29 protein-coding genes are annotated in these 22,265 nt (G+C 65.3%); 1 reads left to right on the top strand and 28 read right to left on the bottom strand.

Annotation, left to right across the window (positions count from 1 at the left end; translation table 11 throughout):
- Nucleotides 1-168 precede the first annotated feature (168 nt).
- The 20 genes from C8E02_RS15985 to C8E02_RS15890 all read right to left on the bottom strand — a co-directional run bounded on the left by C8E02_RS15985 (nt 169) and on the right by C8E02_RS15890 (nt 13,789).
- Nucleotides 169-519: a DUF2069 domain-containing protein gene (locus C8E02_RS15985; protein WP_047968110.1), complete on the bottom strand. Its 351-nt coding sequence runs from the start codon at nt 517-519 to the stop codon at nt 169-171.
- Nucleotides 512-1,243 (bottom strand): twin-arginine translocase subunit TatC, encoded by a 732-nt coding sequence (gene tatC, locus C8E02_RS15980; protein ID WP_120812444.1) that lies wholly within the window; start codon nt 1,241-1,243, stop codon nt 512-514. The genes C8E02_RS15985 and tatC overlap by 8 nt, the downstream gene beginning before the upstream one ends.
- Nucleotides 1,240-1,725: a Sec-independent protein translocase protein TatB gene (gene tatB, locus C8E02_RS15975; RefSeq protein WP_120812442.1), complete on the bottom strand. Its 486-nt coding sequence runs from the start codon at nt 1,723-1,725 to the stop codon at nt 1,240-1,242. The genes tatC and tatB overlap by 4 nt, the downstream gene beginning before the upstream one ends.
- A gap of 5 nt (nt 1,726-1,730) precedes the next feature.
- Nucleotides 1,731-1,931, bottom strand: coding sequence for a Sec-independent protein translocase subunit TatA (gene tatA / locus C8E02_RS15970; protein WP_047968107.1), 201 nt, complete (start codon nt 1,929-1,931; stop codon nt 1,731-1,733).
- A gap of 42 nt (nt 1,932-1,973) precedes the next feature.
- On the bottom strand, nt 1,974-2,294 hold the full coding sequence (locus tag C8E02_RS15965) for a histidine triad nucleotide-binding protein (RefSeq protein ID WP_047968106.1): 321 nt from the start codon (nt 2,292-2,294) through the stop codon (nt 1,974-1,976).
- A 16-nt stretch (nt 2,295-2,310) separates the two neighbouring features.
- Nucleotides 2,311-2,640, bottom strand: a complete 330-nt coding sequence (locus C8E02_RS15960; RefSeq protein ID WP_120812580.1) for a phosphoribosyl-ATP diphosphatase — start codon at nt 2,638-2,640, stop codon at nt 2,311-2,313.
- Between the two features lie 94 nt (nt 2,641-2,734).
- Nucleotides 2,735-3,136: a phosphoribosyl-AMP cyclohydrolase gene (gene hisI, locus C8E02_RS15955; RefSeq protein ID WP_120812439.1), complete on the bottom strand. Its 402-nt coding sequence runs from the start codon at nt 3,134-3,136 to the stop codon at nt 2,735-2,737.
- 12 nt (nt 3,137-3,148) lie between these two features.
- On the bottom strand, nt 3,149-3,916 hold the full coding sequence (gene hisF / locus C8E02_RS15950; RefSeq protein ID WP_047968104.1) for an imidazole glycerol phosphate synthase subunit HisF: 768 nt from the start codon (nt 3,914-3,916) through the stop codon (nt 3,149-3,151).
- 66 nt (nt 3,917-3,982) lie between these two features.
- The gene (hisA, locus tag C8E02_RS15945; RefSeq protein ID WP_120812437.1) at nt 3,983-4,726 is read right to left on the bottom strand and encodes a 1-(5-phosphoribosyl)-5-[(5-phosphoribosylamino)methylideneamino]imidazole-4-carboxamide isomerase; all 744 of its coding nucleotides are present in this window, start codon (nt 4,724-4,726) and stop codon (nt 3,983-3,985) included.
- Between the two features lie 24 nt (nt 4,727-4,750).
- Entirely contained in the window at nt 4,751-5,392 is a 642-nt protein-coding gene (gene hisH, locus C8E02_RS15940; protein WP_047968102.1) for an imidazole glycerol phosphate synthase subunit HisH, read from the bottom strand.
- Entirely contained in the window at nt 5,389-5,982 is a 594-nt protein-coding gene (gene hisB, locus C8E02_RS15935; protein WP_120812434.1) for an imidazoleglycerol-phosphate dehydratase HisB, read from the bottom strand. Before hisB ends, hisH begins: the two co-directional genes overlap by 4 nt.
- Nucleotides 5,983-5,988: 6 nt before the next feature.
- Nucleotides 5,989-7,053, bottom strand: coding sequence for a histidinol-phosphate transaminase (gene hisC / locus C8E02_RS15930; RefSeq protein WP_245961179.1), 1,065 nt, complete (start codon nt 7,051-7,053; stop codon nt 5,989-5,991).
- 218 nt (nt 7,054-7,271) lie between these two features.
- The gene (gene hisD / locus C8E02_RS15925; RefSeq protein WP_120812429.1) at nt 7,272-8,573 is read right to left on the bottom strand and encodes a histidinol dehydrogenase; all 1,302 of its coding nucleotides are present in this window, start codon (nt 8,571-8,573) and stop codon (nt 7,272-7,274) included.
- A 57-nt stretch (nt 8,574-8,630) separates the two neighbouring features.
- A complete protein-coding gene (gene hisG, locus C8E02_RS15920; RefSeq protein WP_047968098.1) occupies nt 8,631-9,272 on the bottom strand; it encodes an ATP phosphoribosyltransferase in 642 nt (213 codons plus the stop codon).
- A 27-nt stretch (nt 9,273-9,299) separates the two neighbouring features.
- Nucleotides 9,300-10,064, bottom strand: a complete 765-nt coding sequence (locus C8E02_RS15915) for a flagellar brake protein (RefSeq protein ID WP_120812427.1) — start codon at nt 10,062-10,064, stop codon at nt 9,300-9,302.
- 52 nt (nt 10,065-10,116) lie between these two features.
- Nucleotides 10,117-10,704 (bottom strand): SCO family protein, encoded by a 588-nt coding sequence (locus C8E02_RS15910; RefSeq protein WP_120812424.1) that lies wholly within the window; start codon nt 10,702-10,704, stop codon nt 10,117-10,119.
- Nucleotides 10,705-10,708: 4 nt separating this feature from the next.
- On the bottom strand, nt 10,709-11,611 hold the full coding sequence (locus C8E02_RS15905; protein ID WP_120812422.1) for a heme o synthase: 903 nt from the start codon (nt 11,609-11,611) through the stop codon (nt 10,709-10,711).
- Complete coding sequence (locus tag C8E02_RS15900) at nt 11,608-12,579, bottom strand: COX15/CtaA family protein (protein WP_120812419.1); 972 nt, start codon at nt 12,577-12,579, stop codon at nt 11,608-11,610. The genes C8E02_RS15905 and C8E02_RS15900 overlap by 4 nt, the downstream gene beginning before the upstream one ends.
- 51 nt (nt 12,580-12,630) lie before the next feature.
- Nucleotides 12,631-13,074: a hypothetical protein gene (locus tag C8E02_RS15895; protein WP_120812416.1), complete on the bottom strand. Its 444-nt coding sequence runs from the start codon at nt 13,072-13,074 to the stop codon at nt 12,631-12,633.
- Nucleotides 13,046-13,789, bottom strand: coding sequence for an SURF1 family cytochrome oxidase biogenesis protein (locus C8E02_RS15890; protein ID WP_120812414.1), 744 nt, complete (start codon nt 13,787-13,789; stop codon nt 13,046-13,048). The genes C8E02_RS15895 and C8E02_RS15890 overlap by 29 nt, the downstream gene beginning before the upstream one ends.
- On the opposite strand from C8E02_RS15890, the gene C8E02_RS15885 reads away from it, so the two are divergent.
- A complete protein-coding gene (locus tag C8E02_RS15885; protein ID WP_120812411.1) occupies nt 13,788-13,982 on the top strand; it encodes a DUF2909 family protein in 195 nt (64 codons plus the stop codon). The genes C8E02_RS15890 and C8E02_RS15885 overlap by 2 nt on opposite strands.
- A 12-nt stretch (nt 13,983-13,994) precedes the next feature.
- On the opposite strand, the gene C8E02_RS15880 is transcribed toward C8E02_RS15885, so the two are convergent.
- From C8E02_RS15880 to pssA, 8 genes are all read right to left on the bottom strand, one after another.
- Complete coding sequence (locus C8E02_RS15880) at nt 13,995-14,849, bottom strand: cytochrome c oxidase subunit 3 (protein WP_120812408.1); 855 nt, start codon at nt 14,847-14,849, stop codon at nt 13,995-13,997.
- A 15-nt stretch (nt 14,850-14,864) separates the two neighbouring features.
- Nucleotides 14,865-15,044: a DUF2970 domain-containing protein gene (locus tag C8E02_RS15875; protein WP_120812406.1), complete on the bottom strand. Its 180-nt coding sequence runs from the start codon at nt 15,042-15,044 to the stop codon at nt 14,865-14,867.
- Nucleotides 15,041-15,580: a cytochrome c oxidase assembly protein gene (locus C8E02_RS15870; RefSeq protein ID WP_120812403.1), complete on the bottom strand. Its 540-nt coding sequence runs from the start codon at nt 15,578-15,580 to the stop codon at nt 15,041-15,043. Before C8E02_RS15870 ends, C8E02_RS15875 begins: the two co-directional genes overlap by 4 nt.
- A 1-nt stretch (nt 15,581) precedes the next feature.
- Nucleotides 15,582-17,225, bottom strand: a complete 1,644-nt coding sequence (ctaD, locus tag C8E02_RS15865) for a cytochrome c oxidase subunit I (protein ID WP_120812400.1) — start codon at nt 17,223-17,225, stop codon at nt 15,582-15,584.
- 12 nt (nt 17,226-17,237) lie between these two features.
- On the bottom strand, nt 17,238-18,353 hold the full coding sequence (coxB, locus tag C8E02_RS15860; protein WP_120812398.1) for a cytochrome c oxidase subunit II: 1,116 nt from the start codon (nt 18,351-18,353) through the stop codon (nt 17,238-17,240).
- 146 nt (nt 18,354-18,499) lie between these two features.
- Nucleotides 18,500-19,141, bottom strand: a complete 642-nt coding sequence (bioD, locus tag C8E02_RS15855) for a dethiobiotin synthase (protein WP_120812395.1) — start codon at nt 19,139-19,141, stop codon at nt 18,500-18,502.
- 214 nt (nt 19,142-19,355) lie between these two features.
- A complete protein-coding gene (locus C8E02_RS15850) occupies nt 19,356-21,146 on the bottom strand; it encodes a 2-isopropylmalate synthase (RefSeq protein ID WP_120812392.1) in 1,791 nt (596 codons plus the stop codon).
- A gap of 200 nt (nt 21,147-21,346) precedes the next feature.
- Nucleotides 21,347-22,111: a CDP-diacylglycerol--serine O-phosphatidyltransferase gene (pssA, locus tag C8E02_RS15845; protein ID WP_047968084.1), complete on the bottom strand. Its 765-nt coding sequence runs from the start codon at nt 22,109-22,111 to the stop codon at nt 21,347-21,349.
- Between the last annotated feature and the right edge of the window lie 154 nt (nt 22,112-22,265).

The following is a 22,265-nucleotide window of genomic DNA, read 5'->3' as shown; positions in this document are numbered from 1 at the left end:
AAGCTGCGGCCGGCATTGGCAACCGGCATCATTATTAGCACGGCATGGCCAACTTGCAAATATCTTTTGATTGATTATAAACAAATGATTTCAATTGAACGCCGTACGCGGCGCCAATAACAAAAGCCAGCTTACAGGAAGCTGGCTTTTTGCTGCACAAAACCCGGTTCAGGGCTGCTGTAAACGGATGGCCCTGACAAAAAGCACGACACTGGCGAAATAGCACACCGTCAGCAGTACCTCGACCAGCGCCAGGGTTTGCGACAGCCCGCTGTCGGACCAGGCGCGCATCACGCCTTCGGCAAAGAAGGCGAGGATGAACATGCTGGACCACTGGTAGGTGTAGACCCGCTGGCGCAGCACCCCCATCAGTGGCAGCAACAGCAGCACCGCCTTCAGCACCAGGAAGGAGCCGCCGGGACGCAACGGTGCCAGCACCAGCTCCCACGCCAGGCTGAGCATGATCAGCGCGATCAGGCTGCAAACCGCGCCCCAGTGGAACAGGCGGGCATTAGTCATGGCTCACCTCCGTCTGGCGACCGGTCAGTAGCGCCATCAGGATGCCGGCTTCGTACAGCAGCCACAGCGGCACCGCCATCATGATCTGCGACAGCACGTCCGGCGGCGTCACCACCGCGGCGATGACGAAGGCGCCGACAATGACGTAGGGGCGGCCTTCGCGCAGCTGCGCCAGGCTGACCACACCCATGCGATGCAGCACGATCACCACGATCGGCACCTCGAAGGTGACGCCGAAGGCGACAAACATGCCGAGCACGAAGGACAGGTATTTGTCGATGTCGGTCATCATCGACACCCCTTCCGGCGTCACCGCGCTCATGAAGCCGAACACCACCGGGAATACCGCAAAGTAGGCAAAGGCCATGCCGACAAAGAACAGCAGCACGCTGGAGATCACCAGCGGCAGCACCAGCCGCTTCTCGTGGTTGTACAGCCCGGGCGCGACAAAGGCCCAGATCTGGTACATGGTATTGGGCAGCGACAGCAGGAAGGCGACCAGCATGGTGACCTTGACCGGCACGAAGAACGGCGCGGTCACGTCGGTGGCAATCATGTTGGTGCCGGCCGGCAGCACGTCCAGCATCGGTTTGGCCAGCAGGTGGTAGATGTCGCCGGACCAGTGGAACAGCGCCAGGAAGCACACCACGATGCCTAGCGTAATGCGCACCACACGGCTGCGCAGCTCGATCAGGTGCGCGAGCAAAGGTTGTTGATCGCTCATTCGCGCACTTTGACCACAGGGTTGTCAGGCTGCGCCGCAGGCAGCGCAGTATTGAAAAGATCCAGCTGGTTATCGTCCGCCACCGCGGCCGGCGACGCGGCGGTCGCGGCGGGGCTGTCGTCGCCAGGCTCGGCCGGCGGGGCGATCTGCCGTGCCGCCTCGTCCAGCAGCTGGCCGGCCTCCTGCTCCACCGCCTGCGCCGTCTGCCCGATCTGCTGCGACAGCTCGCGCACGCCGGCGACCTCGCTCTCGATCTGGCTGCGGAAGGCGTCGGCTGCCTGCTGCACGTCCTGCTTCAGGTCGTCAAAACCGGCCATCTGGCTGTGCTGATGGATGTCGGCCTTGACGCTGGCGACAAAGCGCTGCGCGCGGCCAACCAGCGCACCGATGGTACGGGCGACGGTCGGCAGCCGTTCCGGCCCCAGCACGATCAGGGCCACCACGCCGACAATCAGGAGTTCGCCGAAGCTGATATCAAACACGCTGCTTACTTCTTGTTGTCGGGATCGACATCAATCACGCGGCCGCCCTGTTCCGGCTTGTCGCCTTCCTCGCCCTTCATGCCTTCCTTGAAGCCCTTGACGGCGCCGCCCAGGTCCTGGCCGATATTGCGCAATTTCTTGGTACCGAATACCAGTACCACCACCAACAAAACGATCAGCCAGTGCCAGATGCTAAAAGAACCCATGACCACTACCTCAATGTTGAACGGACGCGCTGCGTCGCATGGTTATTTGTTGCCGTAGACGTGTACGTGCAGGTGGAACACTTCCTGGCCGCCACCGCGCCCGGTGTTGATCGCGGTCTTGAAGCCGCCCGCCAGCCCCTGTTCTGCGGCCAGCTTCGGCACCAGCAGCATCAGCTTGGCCAGCATCGCCGCGTCGTCGGCGCTGCAGTGCGCCAGCGATTCGACGTGCCGTTTCGGCACCAGCAGGAAGTGCACATCACCGGCCGGCTTGATGTCGTGGAAGGCCACCACGTCGTCGTCTTCGTATACCTTGTTGGCCGGGATGTCGCCGGCCGCAATCTTACAGAAAATACAATCGCTCATGTCTACTCTCTCCGCCTCAGGGCTGCGGGTTGCGTGCGGCTTTTTCGTCGAGGCCGGAGATGCCCTCGCGGCGCTTCAGCTCCACCAGCACGTCTTCCGGGCGCAGGCCGTGATGCGCCAGCAGCACCATGGTGTGGAACCACAGGTCGGCCACTTCGCGCACCAGATGCAGGCGGTCCTTGTCCTTGGACGCCATCAGCACCTCGGCCGCCTCTTCCGCCACTTTCTTCAGGATCGCATCCTCGCCCTTGTGGAACAGCGAAGCCACGTAGGACGAGCTGGGGCTGGATTCCTTGCGGGCTTCCAGCGTGTCACCAATGTGCTGTAATACGTCAGCGGCAATCATGTGCATCCTTTCAAACCGTCAGCGCGGCCAGTATATGTCGATTCTGTGACAATTCGATAACAAGGCGTAGCAGGGGCAACCCTTGCCCTGCGGCTCAGTGCTGATGCACACCGTAGATGGCGTGCGGATCCTTGAGCACCGCGTCGGTGACCTGCCACTCGCCGTCGCGCAGCACGCGGTAGAAGCAGCTTTCGCGACCGGTGTGGCAGGCGATGCCGCCGGCCTGTTCGATCTGCATGGTGATCACGTCGCCATCGCAGTCGAGGCGCAGTTCCTTCACCGTTTGCAGGTGGCCGGATTCCTCGCCCTTTTTCCACAGTTTCTGGCGCGAGCGCGTCCAGTAGTGGGCGATGCCGGTTTCTGCAGTCAGTTGCAGCGACTCACGGTTCATGTAGGCGACCATCAGCACGCGGCCCGTGTTGGCATCCTGGGCGATGGCGACCACCAGCCCCTTGTCGTCCCACTTCACTTCATCCAGCCAGTTCGGAGCAGTCATTGCGGCCAACCTTTACAAACGTACTTCGATGCCGGCGGCGCGCATCGCTTCTTTCGCCTGGCGCACGGTGTACTCGCCGAAATGGAAGATGCTGGCGGCCAGCACCGCGTCGGCCTTGCCCAGCGTCACGCCTTCCACCAGATGCTGCAGGTTGCCGACGCCGCCGGAGGCGATCACCGGCACCGGTACCGCGTCCGACACCGCCCGCGTCAGCGGCAGGTTGAAGCCGATCTTGGTGCCGTCACGGTCCATGCTGGTCAGCAGGATCTCGCCGGCGCCGTATTCCGCCATCTTGACCGCCCACTCCACCGCATCCAGCCCGGTGGCCTTGCGCCCGCCGTGGGTGAAGATCTCCCAGCGGTCGTTGGCCGGCGACACCGCCTTGGCGTCGACCGCCACCACGATGCACTGGCTGCCGAACTTGTCGGCGGCCTCGCGCACCAGGTCGGGATTGGTGATCGCCGCGGTGTTGATGCTGACCTTGTCGGCACCGGCATTGAGCAGGCGGCGGATATCGGCCACCTGGCGCACGCCGCCACCCACCGTCAGCGGGATGAACACCTGTTCCGCCACCGACTCGATCACGTGCAGGATCAGGTCGCGGTCATCGGAACTGGCGGTAATGTCGAGGAAGGTCAGCTCGTCGGCGCCCTGCTCGTTATAGCGCTTGGCGATTTCGACCGGGTCGCCGGCGTCACGCAGGCCGACAAAATTGATACCCTTGACCACGCGACCGGCAGTCACGTCCAGGCAGGGGATAATGCGTTTGGCTAGAGACATGGTGTTCTGTACTGAAGGTTGGCCGCAAGCGCTTGCGGCCAACCTTGGAGGTGATTGCAAACTGCCTCAGGCTTCGGACAGTTCGTCGGCCAGATCCTGCGCGGCGGCAAAATCAATGCTGCCTTCGTAGATGGCGCGGCCGGTAATGGCGCCCTCGATGCCTTCGCTCTCCACCGCACACAGATTGCGCACGTCGTCGAGATTGGTCAGGCCGCCGGAGGCGATCACCGGAACGGTCAGTGCCTGCGCCAGCTTGACGGTGGCGTCGATGTTGACGCCGTTCATCATGCCGTCGCGGCCGATATCGGTGTAGATCACCGAGTTCACGCCGTAGTCTTCGAAGCGCTTGGCGAGGTCGATCACGTTGTGGGTGGTGACCTTGGCCCAGCCGTCGATGGCGACCATGCCGTCCTTGGCGTCAAGACCGACGATCACCTGGCCGGGGAAGGCGTCGCAGGCGTCGTGCAGGAAGCCCGGGTTCTTCACCGCGGCGGTGCCGATGATCACGTATTTCAGGCCCAGATCGAAGTACTTCTCGATGGTATCCAGGTCGCGAATGCCGCCGCCGAGCTGTACCGGCATGTCGTCGCCGACCGCGCCGAGAATGTCGCGGATCACCGACAGGTTCTTCGGCTTGCCGGCAAAGGCGCCGTTCAGATCCACCAGGTGCAGGCGGCGGGCGCCCTGGTCACGCCAGTGCAGCGCGACCTTGACCGGGTCGTCGGAAAAAACGGTGGCGTCGTCCATCACGCCCTGTTTCAGGCGTACGCATTGACCATCCTTGAGGTCGATAGCAGGTATCAGCAGCATGGTGCGAACAGAATCTTCGGTAAGTTAAACAGTGCCATCCCAGGCCAGGAAGTTCTTCATCATCTGAAGTCCGGCGCGATGGCTCTTTTCGGTGTGAAATTGGGTGGCAAAGATATTGCCACGTCCGACGATACAGGAAAACCGGTCGGGGTACTCGCTTTGTGCCAGCGTCAGCTGCGGGTCCTGCGGTGCGAAGTGGTAACTGTGCACAAAATAGAAACGCTCGCCGTCTTCGATGCCGGCAAACAGCGGGTGTGCCACGGTCTGGAACACGCGGTTCCAGCCCATGTGCGGCACTTTCAGGCGCTCGCCGTGCGCGTCGCGCAGGTTGGCCGCAAAGCGCTTGACCTCGCCCTTGAAGATGCCGAGGCCGGGGGTGTTGCCCTCCTCGCTGCGCTCGAACAGCAGCTGGGCGCCGACGCAGATGCCGAAGAACGGCTTGGTCTGCGTGGTTTCGCGCACCGCCTCGGCCAGGCCGTGCGCGTTCAGTTCGCGCATGCAGTCCGGCATCGCGCCCTGGCCGGGAAACACCACCTTGTCCGCCGTCACCACCCGCTCCGGATCGGAGGTCAGGAAGATGTCGGCGCCGATGTCGTTGACGCTCTGCACGGACTTCAGCACCGAGTGCAGATTGCCCATGCCGTAATCGATGACGGCTACCTTCATGCGGTCAGGGTCCCCTTGGTCGACGGCGTGATGCCGGCCATGCGCTCGTCGAACTCCACCGCCATGCGCAGCGCGCGGCCGAAGGCCTTGAACACCGTCTCCGCCTGGTGGTGGCTGTTGACGCCGCGCAGGTTGTCGATGTGCAGCGTCACCATGCTGTGGTTGACGAAGCCGTGGAAGAATTCGCTGAACAGGTCGACGTCGAAACCGCCGATGGCGGCACGGGTAAACGGGATGTGGTACTGCAGCCCGGGGCGGCCGGACAGGTCGATCACCACACGGCTCAGTGCCTCGTCCAGCGGCACGTAGGCGTGGCCGTAGCGGCGGATGCCCTTCTTGTCGCCGATGGCCTTGGCAAAGGCCTGGCCCAGGGTGATGCCGATGTCTTCGACGGTGTGGTGGGCGTCGATGTGCAGGTCGCCGCGCGCGGTGATGTCGAGGTCGATCAGGCCGTGGCGGGCGATCTGGTCCATCATGTGATCGAGAAACGGCACGCCGGTATCAAAGCGGCCGACGCCGCTGCCGTCGAGATTGACGGTGGCGGTGATCTGGGTTTCCAGGGTATTGCGGGTAACGGTAGCGGTGCGCATGGTGGCTCAGGCAAAGTAGGTGGTGATCGCGGCCAGAACCGCGGTGTTTTCGTCCGGGCTGCCGACGGTCAGGCGCAGGCAGTTGGCCAGCAGCGGATGGTAGCCGTGCAGGTTTTTCACCAGGATGCGCGCCTCTTTCAGCGCGGCAAACAGCGCCGGCGCATCCGGCACGCGCACGGTGAGGAAGTTGGCCTCCGACGGGAACACCTTCAGCTGCGGCAGCGCGCTCAGGGCTGCGGCCAACCTTTCGCGTTCGCGACGCAATTCCGCCGCCTGCGCGTCGAATACCTCGATATGGCGCAGCGCGAACTTGGCGGCGGCCTGGGTCAGCACGTTGATATTGTACGGCGGGCGCATCTTGTCCAGCTGCGCCATCACCTGCGGGTGCCCGGCGGCATAGCCCAGACGCAAGCCGGCGAGGCCGAGCTTGGACAGCGTGCGCATCACGATCAGTCGCTCGTGGCTGCCGGCCAGATCCATGAAGCTGTCGTCGGCAAACGCCTGGTAGGCCTCGTCGACCACCACCAGCCCCGGTGCGGCATCGAGAATCGCCTGCACCTCGGCACGGGTAAAGCGCGGCCCGGTCGGGTTGTTGGGGTAGGACACGAACACCACCGCCGGCTGCTGGCTGGCGATGGCGGCCAGCGTGGCCGGCAGGTCGAGACTGAAATCGGCGGCCAGCGGCACCCCAACGTAGCGCACGCGCGAGAACTGCGCGTTGAGCTTGTACATCACGAACGACGGCTCCAGCGCCATCACCACGATGTCGGGGGCGGCCAGTGCCTGGGTGATCAGGGTGATGATTTCGTCGGAGCCGTTGCCGAGGATGACATCGGCGGCGGCGGGGATGGCAAAGGCAGCCTTGAGCTGCTCCTTCAGGCCATCGCCGTGTGGATCGGGGTAACGGTTGAGGGCGACATCGGCCAAGGTCTGTCCCAGTTCGCTGCGCAGCGGCTCTGGCAGGCGGTACGGGTTTTCCATGGCGTCCAGCTTGATAAAGCCGGCGGCATCGGCAACGTGGTAGGCCTGCATGGCCAGCACGTCGGGGCGGAACAGCTTCTGTATAGACATTTTATTCGACATTTCGTTACCGGCGGCGCCGGATGGAACTGCCGGCAAAGCCCGACACAATCAATTCACAAGACTTTCATCCTACCTGTTTTGGCAGGGGGCGCCTAGCTCCGCAGCGGCTTTTCTGCGGCAGCGCAGCAGCGTGGCACCGCCGCGCCATGACATGAAAATGGCCAGCAGTGCTGGCCATGACAAGACGGGGTTGGGTCGCCGCGCACTCAGTCGGCGGCCGGGTCCAGTCGCAGCTCTGCGGCGCGGGCGTGGGCGGTCAGCCCCTCGCCGTGCGCCAGGATGCTGGCGATCTTGCCCAGCTTCTGCGCGCCGGCGTGCGACACGCGGATCAGGCTGCTGCGCTTCTGGAAGTCGTACACCCCCAGCGGGCTGGCAAAACGCGCGGTGCGGCTGGTCGGCAGCACGTGGTTGGGCCCGGCGCAGTAGTCGCCCAGACTTTCCGAGGTGAAGCGGCCCATGAAGATGGCACCGGCGTGGCGCAGCTTGTCCAGCCACGCTTCCGGCTGGGCCACCGACAGCTCCAGATGCTCCGGCGCGATGTAGTTGGAGATGGCGCAGGCTTCGTCCAGGTCGCGCACCTGGATCAGCGCGCCGCGGTTGCCGAGGCTGGCCTCGATGATGGCGCGGCGCGGCATCGCCGGCAGCAGCTTCGCTATGCTGGCCTCGACGCGGGCGATGAAGTCCGCCGACGGGGACAGCAGGATGGCCTGCGCGATCTCGTCGTGCTCGGCCTGGCTGAACAGGTCCATCGCGATCCAGTCCGGATCGGTGTCGCCGTCACAGATCACCAGGATCTCGGACGGGCCAGCCACCATGTCGATGCCGACCACGCCGAACACGCGGCGCTTGGCGGCGGCGACGTAGGCATTACCGGGGCCAGTGATCTTGTCCACCTGCGGCACGCTTTCGGTGCCGTAGGCCAGCGCGGCGACGGCCTGCGCGCCGCCACAGGTGAATACCTTGTCGACACCGGCGATGTAGGCAGCAGCCAGCACCAGGTCGTTCTGTTCGCCGTCCGGGGTCGGCACCACCATGATGATCTCGCCGACGCCGGCGACCTTGGCCGGCAGCGCGTTCATCAGCACCGAGCTGGGATAGGCGGCCTTGCCGCCGGGCACGTAGATGCCGACGCGGTCCAGCGGCGTCACCTGCTGGCCCAGCAGGGTGCCGTCTTCGTCTTCGTAGCTCCACGAGTGCGCCAGCTGCTTTTCGTGGTAGCGGCGCACGCGCTCGGCGGCGGCTTCCAGCGCGGTGCGCACGTGCGCCGGCAGGCGGCCGTGCGCGGCCTGCAGCTGCTCGCGGCTCAGCGTCAGCGCCGCCATGTCGGCCACGCTCATGCGGTCGAAACGGTTGGTGTATTCCACTACCGCCGCGTCGCCGCGTGCCTTGACGTCGTCACAGATGGCGGCCACGGCGGCGTCGACCGCCGGATCCTGTGCGGTTTCAAAGGCCAGCAGCGCTTTGAGGCGGGCGTCGAAATCGGCTTGGGAGGAAGACAGGCGTTGCATGGTTACGGCTCCATAGGCTTGCGGCCAACCTCAAGGTTGGCCGCAACGGGCATAGGCTTACTGCGACACCGCGCCGGCAAAGGCGTCCAGCACCGGCTGGATGGTGTCGTACTTGAGTTTGAGCGCGGCCTGGTTCACCACCAGTCGCGAGCTGATGTCGATGATGTGTTCCACCGCCAGCAGGTTGTTGGCTTTCAGCGTGCTGCCGGTGGACACCAGATCAACGATGGCGTCGGCGAGGCCGACCAGCGGCGCCAGCTCCATCGAGCCGTACAGCTTGATGATGTCGACGTGCACGCCCTTGGCGGCGAAATGCTCGCGCGCGATCTGCGGGTACTTGGTGGCAATCTTCAGGCGCGCGCCGTGCTTGACCGCGGCGTCGTAGTCGAAGCCGTTTTCCACCGCCACCATCATCTTGCACTTGGCGATATTCAGGTCCAGCGGCTGGTACAGCCCGGCACCACCGTGCTCGATCAGCACGTCGCGGCCGGCGATGCCCAGATCGGCGGCGCCATACTGCACGTAGGTCGGCACGTCGGACGCGCGCACGATCACCAGCTGCACGTCGGGACGGTTGGTGCCGATGATCAGCTTGCGCGACGATTCCGGGGCTTCGGCAGGTTCGATGCCGGCAGCGGCCAGCAGCGGCAGGGTTTCTTCAAAAATGCGGCCCTTCGAGAGGGCAATGGTCAGGGTCATGATATTGATGCGTTGCAATAATGGGGATCAGCGTACCAGAGCCCGGCGCTCTCGCTCAAGGTTGGCCACATAACGTTGCACCATGGTTTCGCGCGGGGTGTTCATATTGGCGAAGCAGCATCCGGCACGGATGCTTTCCTGGCCGTTTTTATGCTGAACCGGAATCAGGTGACGGATTTCCAGCTGCACCTGCAGCACGCCGAACGGCTTCAGCTCGATCGACACCTGATAGTGGTCGCCGATATGGAACTTGGCCGCCTGTGCCGTGGACAGCACCAGCGCGGCGCCGCCAAGGCTGATGTCGGCCAGCGGCAGCGCCAGCTCGCCGGCGGGGTGGTCCAGGAACTGGCACAGCACCGGGTTGGCGATCGGGGTGGGAATGCGGAAAAACTCGCGGCGCTGCAACTTGATCACCTGCTCCGGCAGCGCTACCTCGAAGGCGTCGCCGCCCTGGAAACTGATGCGGCGCGGCTGGCCGGTGGTGAACTGGGTTTTGACCCCGGCCGGCGAACAGACGTAGATGTTGCGCTCGCTCTCCAGGAACAGCTTGTTGGCGTGCTCGTTGGCACCCCAGTCCAGCACCATGGTGCGGGCAACGTTGTCCAGCGCCAGGATGCGGGTCAGGATGAAGGATTTTCCCTTGTTGGAAAATACCGTCACCATCTGCCCCTGCTGCACGATGCCGCGCAGGTGATGCACCACTTCAGCCGCACTGGTCAGCGTGTATTTGCTCAGGTCTATGCTGGGCGGGGTGCTGCCACTGGCGGCACCGGGCGTGAGGTCATCGGTCACGGTTACGACGTCCGGAATGCGGTAGTAAAGGATACAACGGTCACTACGGAGTTTAACCCAATAAGGCCTTTACATCATGGGCGATATCGCTGGCCGGCGTGGCGTAGGGCAAATACACCCGCAACTTGCCCTCCCGGTCGAACAGATAACTGCCGGCGCTGTGATCCACGCTGTAGCCACCGCCCGCCGCCGGCTGGCGCTGGGCGACGACCTTGAAGTTGCCGGCGACGGCGGCGACTTCCGCCTCGCTGCCGGTCAGGCCGAGAAAGCGCGGGTCGAAATGCGGGATGTAGCCGGCCAGCACCGGCGGCGTGTCGCGCTGCGAGTCGACGCTGACGAACAGCACCTGCAGCCGGTCGCCATCGGCGCCCAGCTGCTTGGCCGCCTGGGCGAACTCCAGCATGGTGGTCGGGCACACGTCCGGGCAGTGGGTATAGCCGAAGAACAGCGCCACCACCTTGCCCTTGAACTCGTCCAGCGAGTGGCGCTTGCCGTCGTGGCCGGTAAGGGTGAACGACTGGCCGAAGCTGGCGCCGCTGATGTCGGTGCCCTTGAACGCCGGCGGCGGCGGTGCGCCATCACAGGCGGCCAGTCCGGTCATCAAGGCAACAAGCAGCAGCAAACGTACAAGCAAGGGCATGGGGTCATCCACTCAGGGGCAGGAAAAAGACGCGGTCAAGCAACAGGGCGGCGAACAGCCAGGTCAGGAACTGGATCGACCAGCGGAAGCAGCGCCGCGCGGAGTCGTCAGCATAATGACGGTGCAGGCGGGCGGCAAGCTGCACAAAGCGCGCGTTGAGCAGCAGGATCGCCAGCAGGTACACCGCCCCCGCCGCCTGCAGCGCCAGCGGCAGCAGCGTCACCGCCGCCAGCAGCACGGTGTAGAGCAGGATCGACAGCGTGGTGAATGGCTGGCCGTGGGTCAGCGGCAGCATCGGCAGGCCGGCGCGGGCGTAGTCGTCGCGGCGGTACAGCGCCAGCGCCCAGAAGTGCGGCGGCGTCCAGGTGTAGATGATCAGGAACAGCACCATCGCCATGGCACTGACCTCACCGGTCATCGCCGCCCAGCCGAGGATGGGTGGCATCGCGCCGCTGGCACCGCCGATCACGATGTTCTGCGGCGTGTTCGGCTTCAGCAGCAGGGTATAGACGATGGCGTAGCCGGCAAAGGTGGCCAGCGTCAGCCATGCGGTCAGCGCGTTGACCAGCGCGATCAGCAGCGCCATGCCCAGCCCCAGCGCGGTCAGCGCCACCAGCAGCGTCTCGGCCGTCCCCAGCTCGCCGCTGGCGGTGGCGCGGCGCGCGGTACGGCGCATGCGCGCGTCGATGGTGCGCTCCACCAGGCAGTTGATCATCGCCGCGGCACCGGCCACCAGCGCGATGCCAATCGTCGCCGCCAGCATGCGGCTGGGGTCGGGCCAACCCGGCACCGCCAGCACCATGCCGATCACGGCGCAGAACACGACCAGCGCCACCACTTTCGGTTTCGCCAGCTGCCACAGGGCACCGGCATGACGACGCAGGGAGGGTGCGGTCAAGGCATTCATCGTGTTCTCCTCGGGGCGGGATCCAGCGACAGCAACAGCAGCGTGGCGACGATCAGCAGCAGCATGGCCCCGGCGTTGTGTGCCACCGCCAGCGCCAGTGGCAGCTGCAACAGCACATTGCCGACACCGAGCGCCAGCTGCAGCAGCCAGCTGCCCAGCAACAGGCACAACAGCGGCCGCAGCGGTGGCTGGCGCCACAGCCGCAGCGCCAGCCACAGCAGCAGCAGCGACACCAGCGCGGCGCCCAGCCGGTGTACCCAGTGTATGGTCAGCAGATGACTGCTCAGCAGCGGCGTGCCGTCCGGGCCTTCGCCCAGCTCGCGCAGCAGATGAAAGGCACCGTGCCACTGCCCCGCCGGCCACCACTCGCCGTTGCAGGCCGGAAAGCCCTGGCAAGCCAGCGCCGCGTAATTGCTCGACACCCAGCCGCCGAGCGCGATCTGCAGCAGCAGCAGCAAGGGCAGCAGCAGCGCCAGTGTGAAGCTGGCCACCCCCACCGCATGGCGCTGCGGCAGGCGCCGCTGCCACCAGCAGCAGGCGGCCAGCAGCGCCGCCAGCGTCATGCCGCCCAGCAGGTGGGCGCTGACGATGGCCGGTTTCAGCAACAGGGTGACCGTCCACATCCCCAGCGCGCCCTGCGCGCACACCAGCAACAGCAGCAGCGCCGCCCAGCCGCGCAGCCGGCGCTGGCGCCAGGCCAGCACGTTCAGCGCCAGCAGCAGCAGGCCGAGACTGGCGGCCAGATAGCGGTGGCTCATTTCCTTCCACGCCTTGGCCATGCTCACCGGGCCGTCAGGATTGGCCGCATGCTGTTCCTGGATCAGCGGCGCCGCGTGCAGCGGCGACAGCCGGCCATAGCAGCCCGGCCAGTCCGGGCAGCCAAGCCCGGCATCCGACAGCCGCACGTACGCCCCCAGCGGCACCACGATGCACACCAGCAACAAGGCCAGCCACAGCACGCGTCTCATCCTGCCCCCTTCCCTGCCCGTACCGGCACGGACAGCCGTTGCCGCGGCCACTCAGCCGAGGCTGTTATTGTTTTTCAGCACACTGCGGATTTCCTTGATCACCGCCGCCGGCGCGGCGCCATCCGGGTAGAACAGCACACCGTTGCCGTGCGGGTCCACCAGATAGAAACCGTCCTGCCGCAGCGTGGCATCGGCCTGCTGGCGCCGCACCAGCCGCGTGGCGGCTTCGCCCTGCGCGGTGTGGATCTGGCGCATCGCGAAGCGGCGCTGCTCGCAAGCCGGGTTGCAGTTTGCGGCGGCGTCGAGCAGCACCCAGCGCCCTTGCGGCCAACCTGGCTGCCGCGCCTGCGGCAGCGGTGTCGCCAGCAGCTGGCCGTAGCTCTTGCCACCGGCCGGCGGCAGCCAGCGATACGACAGCCACGATGCCAGCACCGGCAGCGCGCACAGCAGCGCAATCAGCAGCAACTTAATCCGTCCGCGATCCCGAGCGCTCATCCCGTCCCCTCCTCTGCACGATCCATGCTCCTGTAATCAGGCATAGCCCAAGCAGCAGCCATTGCAAGGCATAGGCATAGTGGCGCTGCGGATCGAACGGCGGCCGCACCGGCCACGGCTGCAGCGGTGGCAGGGTCACATCCAGCACCAGCAGGCCGTCGTGCAGCCGCCCCGGCAGGCGCCGTGCCAGTGCCGTCCAGTCCAGCGCATCGACCTCGCCGCGATCCGCCACCCGCGCGCCGGACAGCAGGTAGGGCTGCGGTCGCGGCAGCCAGTAGCCCTGCAGCCGCAACGGCGGCAGCGGGATGCGCACATAGGCCGCCGGCCCACGCAACCAGCCGCGATCGACCACCACCCAGCTGCCATCGGGCAGTTGCACCGGCTGCCAGATGCGGATGCCGCTGGCGCCACCGAGCAGCGCATTGGCCACCCGTATCTCCGGCTCGCTGCCGCGTACCCGCAGCCAGGCACGCTGCCCGGCCGGCGCCGCGCTGGCGGCCAGTGCGGCCAGCGGCTGCGGTGCCTGCCGCAGGTTGAATTCATGGCGCGCCAGTTGTGCCTGCCGTTGCTGGCCGCGCTGCCACTGCCACAACGCCAGCAGGAACGGCAGCAGCGCCAGCAACCACAACAGCCACGCCAGCCGCAGCCGGCCACGCTGGCGGCGAAAGCCGGCACGGCTGCTAGACTGGATTACACCCACCGGAGGACATGTCATGAAGATTGCCGCCATCACCCTGCTGTTGCTGATCATGCTGACCCTGGCCTTTGCCCTGCGCAGCGTCAGCCGCGGCAACGCGCCGCGCCAGACGGTCAAGGCGCTGACCCTGCGCGTGGCGCTGTCGCTGGGGCTGTTCCTGCTGCTGATGGCCGGCGGCATGCTCGGCTGGTGGCTGCCACACGGGCGCTGACGCCTCCTGCCGCTACAGCCAGTACACGAACACGAACAGGATCAGCCACACCACGTCGACAAAGTGCCAGTACCACGCCGCGGCCTCGAACGCGAAGTGGTGCTCGGCATTGAAATGCCCGCGCAGCACCCGCAGCCACACCACCGCCAGCATGATGGCGCCGAGCAGCACGTGCAGGCCGTGAAAGCCGGTCAGCATGAAAAAGGTCATGCCGTAGGCGCCGGAGGCCAGCGACAGGCCCAGCTCGTTCATCGCGTGCGCGTACTCGTAAATCTGCAACCCGAGAAACAGCGCACCCAGCACCACCGTCAGCCCGAGGCCGAACACCAGCCGCCACCGCAGGCCGGACAGCAGCCCCCAGTGCGCCCAGGTCAGCGTGGCACCGGACGACAGCAGGATCAGGGTATTGACCGCCGGCAGCCCCCACGGCCCCATCGCCTGGTAAGTGGCGCTGATGCCGGGTCCGGTGGCCAGCGGCCAGCTGGCGGCAAAGCCGGGGTACAGCAACTGGTGCTGCTCGTTGCCCAGCTCCGGCACCGAGATGGTCCGCACGTAGAACAGTGCGCCGAAGAAGGCGGCGAAGAACATCACCTCGGAAAAGATGAACCAGCTCATGCCCCAGCGGAACGAGGCATCCTCGCGTCGCTGGTAGCGGCCGGACAGGCTTTCGCGGATCACGTCGCCAAACCAGCCGAACAGCATCCACAGCAGGATCAGCACCCCCAGCAGCAGGCCGAACTTGCCGGCGGCGATGCCGTTGACGGTGAAGGAGGCGCCCAGCCCCAGCGCAAACAGCGCCACCGCGCCGATGATCGGCCAGCGTGACGGATCGGGCACGAAATAGTGGTGCGACGTTTCGTTATGCATGATTCCTCCGTCCGCTCAGGGCGCCGTCAGCCAGCTGACCAGCAACAGCAGGCCGCCGACAAACAGTGCCACCAGAATGATCGCCGCCGCGATGAGATCAGCGAAGCGCAACTGGCGATCAACGTTGGCCGCACGGCCGCGCCGCACGCCGAAGAAGGCGGCCAGCACCGCGGCCAAGGCGTGCAGCGGCCTCATGATCGCCCCGGTACATCGAACACGGTGTAGGCCAGCGTGATGCTGTCGAGGCCGGCCGGTACGTTCTTGTCGACCACGAACACCACCGGAAAGCGCCGGGTCTCGCCCGGTGCAAACGCCTGCTGCGCAAAGCAGAAGCAGTCCAGCTTCTTCACGTACTCCGCCGCCGCCGCCGGCAGGTAGCGCGGGATCGCCTGGCCGATCACCTGGCGGTTGCTGGCATTGGTGATCTCGTAATCAACGCGCACGAACTCGCCCGGCACCGCGTGCAGCGTGCGCGTCAGCGGCCGCACCTGCCACGGCAGCCCCGGCTGCACCGTGGCATCGAAGGTCAGCAGCACCGGCGCCAGCGGCGTTGCGGCCAACCTTTGGCTGCCGACCGTGTCCGGTCGCTGCAGGCTGCCCAGCCCGGTCAGCCGGCACAGCGCGTCGTAGACCGGGATCAGCCCCCAGGCGAACACGAACATCACGCACGCCAGCAGCAGCAGCTTCAGCAGCAGGCGGTTGTCGTGCAGGGTGGCGGGCGGCTTGTCCATGTCAGTGGTGCTTTCCGCCGTGCATGGCATCGATGCGGCCGTTTTCGCCGACTTCCAGATCCGGTGCCTCGACAAAGCTGTGATACGGCGCCGGTGTGGCGATCTGCCACTCCAGGGTGTCGGCGCCCTCCCACGGCTTGGCCGCGGCCGGCCGGCCGTGGCGCAGGCTGTGCAGCATGTTGGCGAAGAAGATCAGCTGCCCCAGCCCGAAACAGAAGGCGCCGACGCTGGCCATGGTGTTGAAATCGGTGAACTGCATGTTGTAGTCGGGAATGCGGCGCGGCATGCCGGCGAGGCCGAGGAAGTGCATCGGGAAAAACGTCACGTTGAACCACAGCAGCGACCACCAGAAGTGGAACTTGCCCCAGAACTCCGAGTACATCCGCCCGGTCATCTTCGGAAACCAGTAGTACACCGCGGCGAACAGGCTGAACAGCGCGCCGGCCACCAGCACGTAGTGGAAGTGCGCCACCACGTAGTAGGTGTCCTGCAGTTGGATGTCGATGGCGGCGATGCTCAGCGTCACTCCGGACAGGCCGCCGACGGTAAACAGGCAGATGAAGCCGATGGCGAACAGCATCGGCGTCTCGAAGCTCATGCTGCCCTGCCACATGGTGCCGATCCAGTTGAACACCTTCACCCCGGTCGGCACCGCGATCAGCATCGTCGCGTACATGAAGAACAGCTGCGCGGTGGCCGGCATGCCGGTGGTGAACATGTGGTGCGCCCACACCATGAAGCTGAGGATGGCGATGGAGCTGGTGGCGTACACCATCGAGGTGTAGCCGAACAGCGGCTTGCGGCTGAAGGTGGGGATGATGTGGCTGACGATGCCGAACGCCGGCAGCGCCATGATGTAGACCTCGGGGTGGCCGAAGAACCAGAAGATGTGCTGGTACAGCACCGGATCGCCACCGCCGGCGGCATTGAAGAAGTGGGTGCCGAAATGGCGGTCGGTCAGCACCATGGTCACTACCCCGGCCAGCACCGGCATCACCGCGATGATCAGGTAGGCGGTAATCAGGCTGGCCCAGGCGAACATCGGCATCTTCATCATCGTCATCCCCGGCGCGCGCAGGTTGAGGATGGTGACGATGATGTTGATCGAGCCCATGATCGAGCTGACGCCCATGATGTGGATGGCGAAGATGGTCAGGTCCATGCCCATGCCCATCTGCGTCGACAGCGGCGCGTACAGCGTCCAGCCTGCAGCAGCAGCCCCGCCGGGCACCGCGAACGAGATCAGCAGCAGCAGCGCCGCCGGCGGCAGCAGCCAGAAGCTCCAGTTGTTCATCCGCGCAAACGCCATGTCCGGCGCGCCGATCATCAGCGGCAGCATCCAGTTGGCCAGCCCGGTGAACGCCGGCATGATGGCGCCGAACACCATGATCAGCCCGTGCAGGGTGGTGAACTGGTTGAACAGCTCCGGCTGCCAGAACTGCAACCCGGGCCGGAACAGTTCGGCACGGATGCACAGTGCCAGCACGCCGCCGAAGATGAACATGCTGAAGGCGAACCACAGGTACAGCGAGCCGATGTCCTTGTGGTTGGTGGCAAACAGCCAGCGGGTGATGCCGCTTGGCTTGGCGTGGTGGCCGTGCGCGGTGTCGTGCGCCGGCTGCAATGCACTGTCGATCGCAGTCATGCCCTCTCCCCCTTACGCTTTGCCGCCGCGGGCAGCCTTGATGTCCTTGGGCTGCACCACGTCGCCGGTGTGATTGCCCCACGCGTTACGCTCGTAGGTGATCACCGCCGCAATATCGGTATCCGACAACTGCTTGCCCCACGCCGCCATCGCGGCATTCTTCTTGCTGCCGTTAAGCACGATGTCGATGTGGCCGGGCTTGTCCTTGGTCGCCATTGCCGAGCCGTCCAGCGCCGGGAAGGCGCCGGGGATGCCCTTGCCGTTGGCCTGGTGGCAGGCGACACAGTTCTGGGTGTACACCTTCTCGCCGCGCGCCATCAGCTCCGCCAGCGGCCACTGCTTGGCGGGGTCGTCAAGGTTGGCCGCAGCCGCCTGCTTGCGTGCCGCCAGCCAGCGCGCGTAATCGGCCTGCGCCTTGGCCTCCACCACGATCGGCATGAAGCCGTGATCCTTGCCGCACAGCTCGGCGCACTGGCCGCGGTAGGTGCCCGGGCGATCGACCTTGAACCAGACATCGCGCACGAAGCCGGGGATCGCGTCCTGCTTCACCCCCAGTTGCGGCACCCACCAGGCGTGGATCACGTCGTTCGCGGTCAGCAGCAGCCGCACCTTGGTGCCGGTCGGCACCACCAGCGGCTGGTCGACCTCCAGCAGGTAGTGCTCGCCGCGAGCGGCCACCTGGTGAATGGCGCTTTGCGGCGTGGCCAGATGACTCATGAAGGCGACGCCGTCGTCCAGGTAGTCGTAGTGCCATTTCCACTGGTAGCCGGTGACCTTGATGGTCAGCTCGGCGCCGGCGCTGCTCTTCTGCTGCAGGATCAGCCGCGTCGCCGGCCACGCCATCGCCACCAGGATCAACAGCGGAATCAGCGTCCAGATGATCTCGACGGTGGTGTTTTCGTGGAAGTGTTTCGCCTGATGGCCGGCGGATTTGCGGTGGCGCAGGATGGCCCAGAACATCACGCCGAATACCAGCACGAAGATGCCGCCGGTGATGTACAGCAGCAGCATGTGCAGATCGTAGATATCCTGCGCGATGCCGGTGACTGGCGGCGGCAGGTTGACGTTGGCCGCCAGCACGGCAGGCGACCAGCAGGTGAGCAGTAACAGGACGCGACGACAGGCCATGGCGTCTTCCCCAAGTAAAGTCTCGTGTTGGCCGGAAACCCGGTCGCTGGCCGCGATCTGTGCCGCAGCGCTTTATCGAGAATAGGAAGATCAGCCGATAAAACAAGTATTTATCATGGTGCAGCGCCGCAAACCAGCGCCGGCGCTCAGGCTGCGGGCGCGGCCGGCGCCTCGTAAGGCAGGCTCAGCAGCGGCTCGCCCAGCGCGCGCACGAGCGTCGCCAGATTGTCCTCAAAGGCCAGCTGCGCCGGCACCACGCGGTTGGCGACCCAGCCGGCCAGGGTGCAGCCGCTGGCGCGGATCGCCTGCGCCGTCAGCAGCGCGTGGTTGATACAGCCCAGCTTCATGCCCACCACCAGGATCACCGGCAGCCCCAGCGCCTGCGCCAGGCCCTGCATGTCCAGCGCGTCCGACAGCGGCGCCAGCCAGCCGCCGGCGCCCTCCACCAGCACCACGTCGGCGTCTGCGGCCAACCTTTGGTAGTGTGCGACGATCAATGCCGGATCGATGGTCACGCCGGCCTCGCGCGCGGCGATGTGCGGCGACACCGGCGGCAGGAAGCGGTACGGGTTCATCAGCGCCAGATCGGTCTGGCCGGTGGCGGCCACCAAGCGTGCCACGTCGTCGTTGTGCCAGCTGCCATCCGGCAGGATGTCGCAGCCGGAAGCCACCGGCTTCATCGCCAGCACGCGTTTTCCCTGCGCCTGCCAGTGCCGGATCAGCTTCACCGCGCTGTGGGTCTTGCCGATCTCGGTATCGGTGCCGGTAATGAAATAGCCTTGTGCCATGGGCAGTGTCCTTGTGGAAAGCTCCGCCTGCAGATGAGGCCAAGCCGGCAAATGAAAAGACAGACGCGACAATGCCGACCTCGTGGGTCGGCTGTCTGCGTCTGCCGTGGTGCTGGCAAAGGCGGAAGGGTGCGGCCTTGTGGGCCTTTGATCTTTACCGCGGCGGCCAACCTTTCCGGGTCGGACGTTTTGCTGCCGCGGTTGCGCGCTCGGTTTAGACCGGACCCTGGGCGTATACCCGCTCGGTCTTGCTGTGCAGCTTGTTCAGTGCCGCCAGATACGCCTTGGCGCTGGCCACAATCACATCGGTATCTGCCCCCTGGCCGTTGACGATGCGGCCGTCCTTGGCCAGGCGCACGGTCACTTCGCCCTGCGATTCGGTACCCTTGGTGATGGCGTTGACCGAGTACAACTCCAGTACTGCATCACTTTTCACCACGCTCTCGATCGCCTTGAAGGCGGCATCGACCGGGCCGGAGCCGGTAGATTCGGCACGCTGCTCGTTGCCGTGCTCGACGAACACGATCTGCGCCTGCGGTGCCTCGCCGGTCTCGGTCGCCACTTTCAGCGACACGAACTTGTAGTCTTCCTGCTCGGCGGTGACCAGCTGGTCGGACACCAGCGCGTGCAGGTCTTCGTCGAAGATCTCGCGCTTCTTGTCGGCCAGCTCCTTGAAACGGGCGAAGGCGGCGTTCAGTGCCTCTTCGCTGTCCAGCACGATGCCCAGCGCGGTGAGCTTGGTGCGGAACGCGTTGCGGCCGGACAGTTTGCCCAGCGTCAGGCGGTTGGCGGTCCAGCCCACCGATTCGGCGGACATGATCTCGTAGGTTTCGCGGTGCTTGAGCACGCCGTCCTGGTGGATGCCGGATTCGTGGGCGAAGGCATTGGCGCCGACGATGGCCTTGTTCGGCTGCACCGGATAGCCGGTGATGGTCGACACCAGCTTGGACGCCGGCACGATCTGGGTGGCGTCGACGCGGGTTTCCACGTTGAACACGTCCTTGCGGGTACGCACCGCCATCACGATTTCTTCCATCGCGGCGTTGCCGGCGCGCTCGCCGAGGCCGTTGATGGTGCATTCCACCTGCCGCGCACCGCCCAGTACCGCGCCGAGGCTGTTGGCGACGGCCATGCCGAGGTCGTTGTGGCAGTGGGCGGACCACACCACCTTGTCCCCGCCCGGGGTCTTGGCGATCAGCTCGCGGAAGAAGGTTTCGGTGAGCTTCGGCACCGCGTAGCCGACGGTATCCGGCACGTTGAGCGTGGTGGCACCGGCCTTGATCACTTCGCCGAAGATGCGGGCGAGGAAATCGATGTCGGAGCGCAGCGCGTCCTCGGCGGAGAACTCGACGTCGTCGGTGTATTCGCGCGCCAGTTTTACCGCCTTCACCGCAGCGTCAACCACCTCGTCCGGGGTCATGCGCAGCTTCTTTTCCATGTGGATCGGGCTGGTGGCGATGAAGGTGTGGATGCGGCCACGCGCGGCGGGCTTGATCGCCTCGCCGGCGGCACGGATGTCGCGCTCGTTGGCCCGCGCCAGCGAACAGACGGTCGACTCCTTGATCACTTCGGCAATGGCGTGGATGGCATCGGCATCGCCGGGGCTGGCGGCGGCAAAGCCGGCCTCGATCACGTCGACACCGAGGCGCTCCAGCTGACGGGCGATACGGATTTTTTCTTCCTTGGTCATCGACGCGCCCGGCGACTGTTCGCCATCACGCAAGGTGGTATCAAAAATGTAAAGACGATCGCCCATGTCAGGTGTGCTCCCTTGTCCCGTGGCCAGTGCCCCGGTCAGATAGTCGTTGAAATCGAACCGTTTCCCTTGGTCGGCGGCGAGCCGCGCCAGCTTGTTCAGCTGCGCCAGCGGCAGGGTGCCGCGCTCGCGCCACTTGTAGATGGCGGCACGCGACACCGGCTCATCGGGGAAGGCCGCATTCAACGCTTCCGCGAGCGCGCCTGGGCCTCCAAAATCCTCGATCAGACGTTCGATGTCCAATTGCATGCCACTGCTCCTTGTTTGTTATGGCTCAACCTTACGTTTCGCCCGACAAGCTGTCAAATTTTGTCGAATAATTTTGTTGCAGCATGGCAAAACCTGTTGTCAAAGCGTAAATATCGGACAATATGTAGAATTTACGAACAAAACAAAGGCGACCGCAGTCGCCCGTGTCCAGCCTGCCGCCTAGCGGCGCCGCACTTGTCTTACGCTTGCGGCGGCAGCAGCGGCGCTGTCTTCTTGCCCAGCCCCAGTAGCGCCATCACGTAGCCGGACAGCGCGTAGCAGACGAAGAAGCCGAACAGCACCAGCGGCGGCTCCGACATCAGCAGCATCAGCACCACCACCAGCGCCAGCAGCATCACGAACGGCACGCGACGGCGCAGGTGGATCTCCTTGAAGCTCCAGAATTTCACATTGGTGACCATGGTGATGCCGGAAAAGGCGGTGAAGCCCAGCGCCACCCACTGCAAACCCGGCAGGTCGTTATAGCCGTAGGCGTGGCAGATCCACACCAGGCCGGCCACCAGCGCCGCCGCCGCCGGACTGGGCAGGCCGATGAACCAGCGCTTGTCGGTGGAGCCGATCATGGTATTGAAGCGCGCCAGGCGCAGCGCGGCACCGGCGCAGTGAATGAAGGCGATCATCCAGCCCAGTTTGCCGAGGTCCTTCAGCATCCACTCGTAGGCGATCAGCGCCGGCGCCACACCGAAGCTGACCATGTCCGACAGGCTGTCGAACTCGGCGCCGAACGCGCTCTGGCTATGCGTCAGCCGCGCCACGCGGCCGTCCATGCCGTCGAGGATCATGGCGATGAAAATCGCTACCGCCGCGTGTTCGAAGTTCTGGTTCATCGCCTGCACGATGGCGTAGAAGCCGGCGAACAGCGCGGCGAGGGTAAAGGAGTTGGGCAGCAGGTAAATGCCCTGGCGGCGCAGGGACGGCTTGATAGGCTTCGGGTCAATATGCATGCAGACTCTCGACATCGGACAGCGGCAAGGCGCGCCGGAAGGAAACGGGACTTGCGGCCAACGTTGCGCGCCGGCGGCAAGACAATGCTGCATTCTAATGCGCGATGCCACGCTTACCAAGCGTCATGCGGCGCGGCAGCGCCGACCGCCACCA

The sequence above is a fragment of the Vogesella indigofera genome (assembly GCF_003633895.1).
Lineage (GTDB): Bacteria > Pseudomonadota > Gammaproteobacteria > Burkholderiales > Chromobacteriaceae > Vogesella > Vogesella indigofera.
The sequence above is the reverse complement of the archived record's forward strand: the minus strand, read 5'-3'. Positions and strand labels throughout refer to the sequence as shown.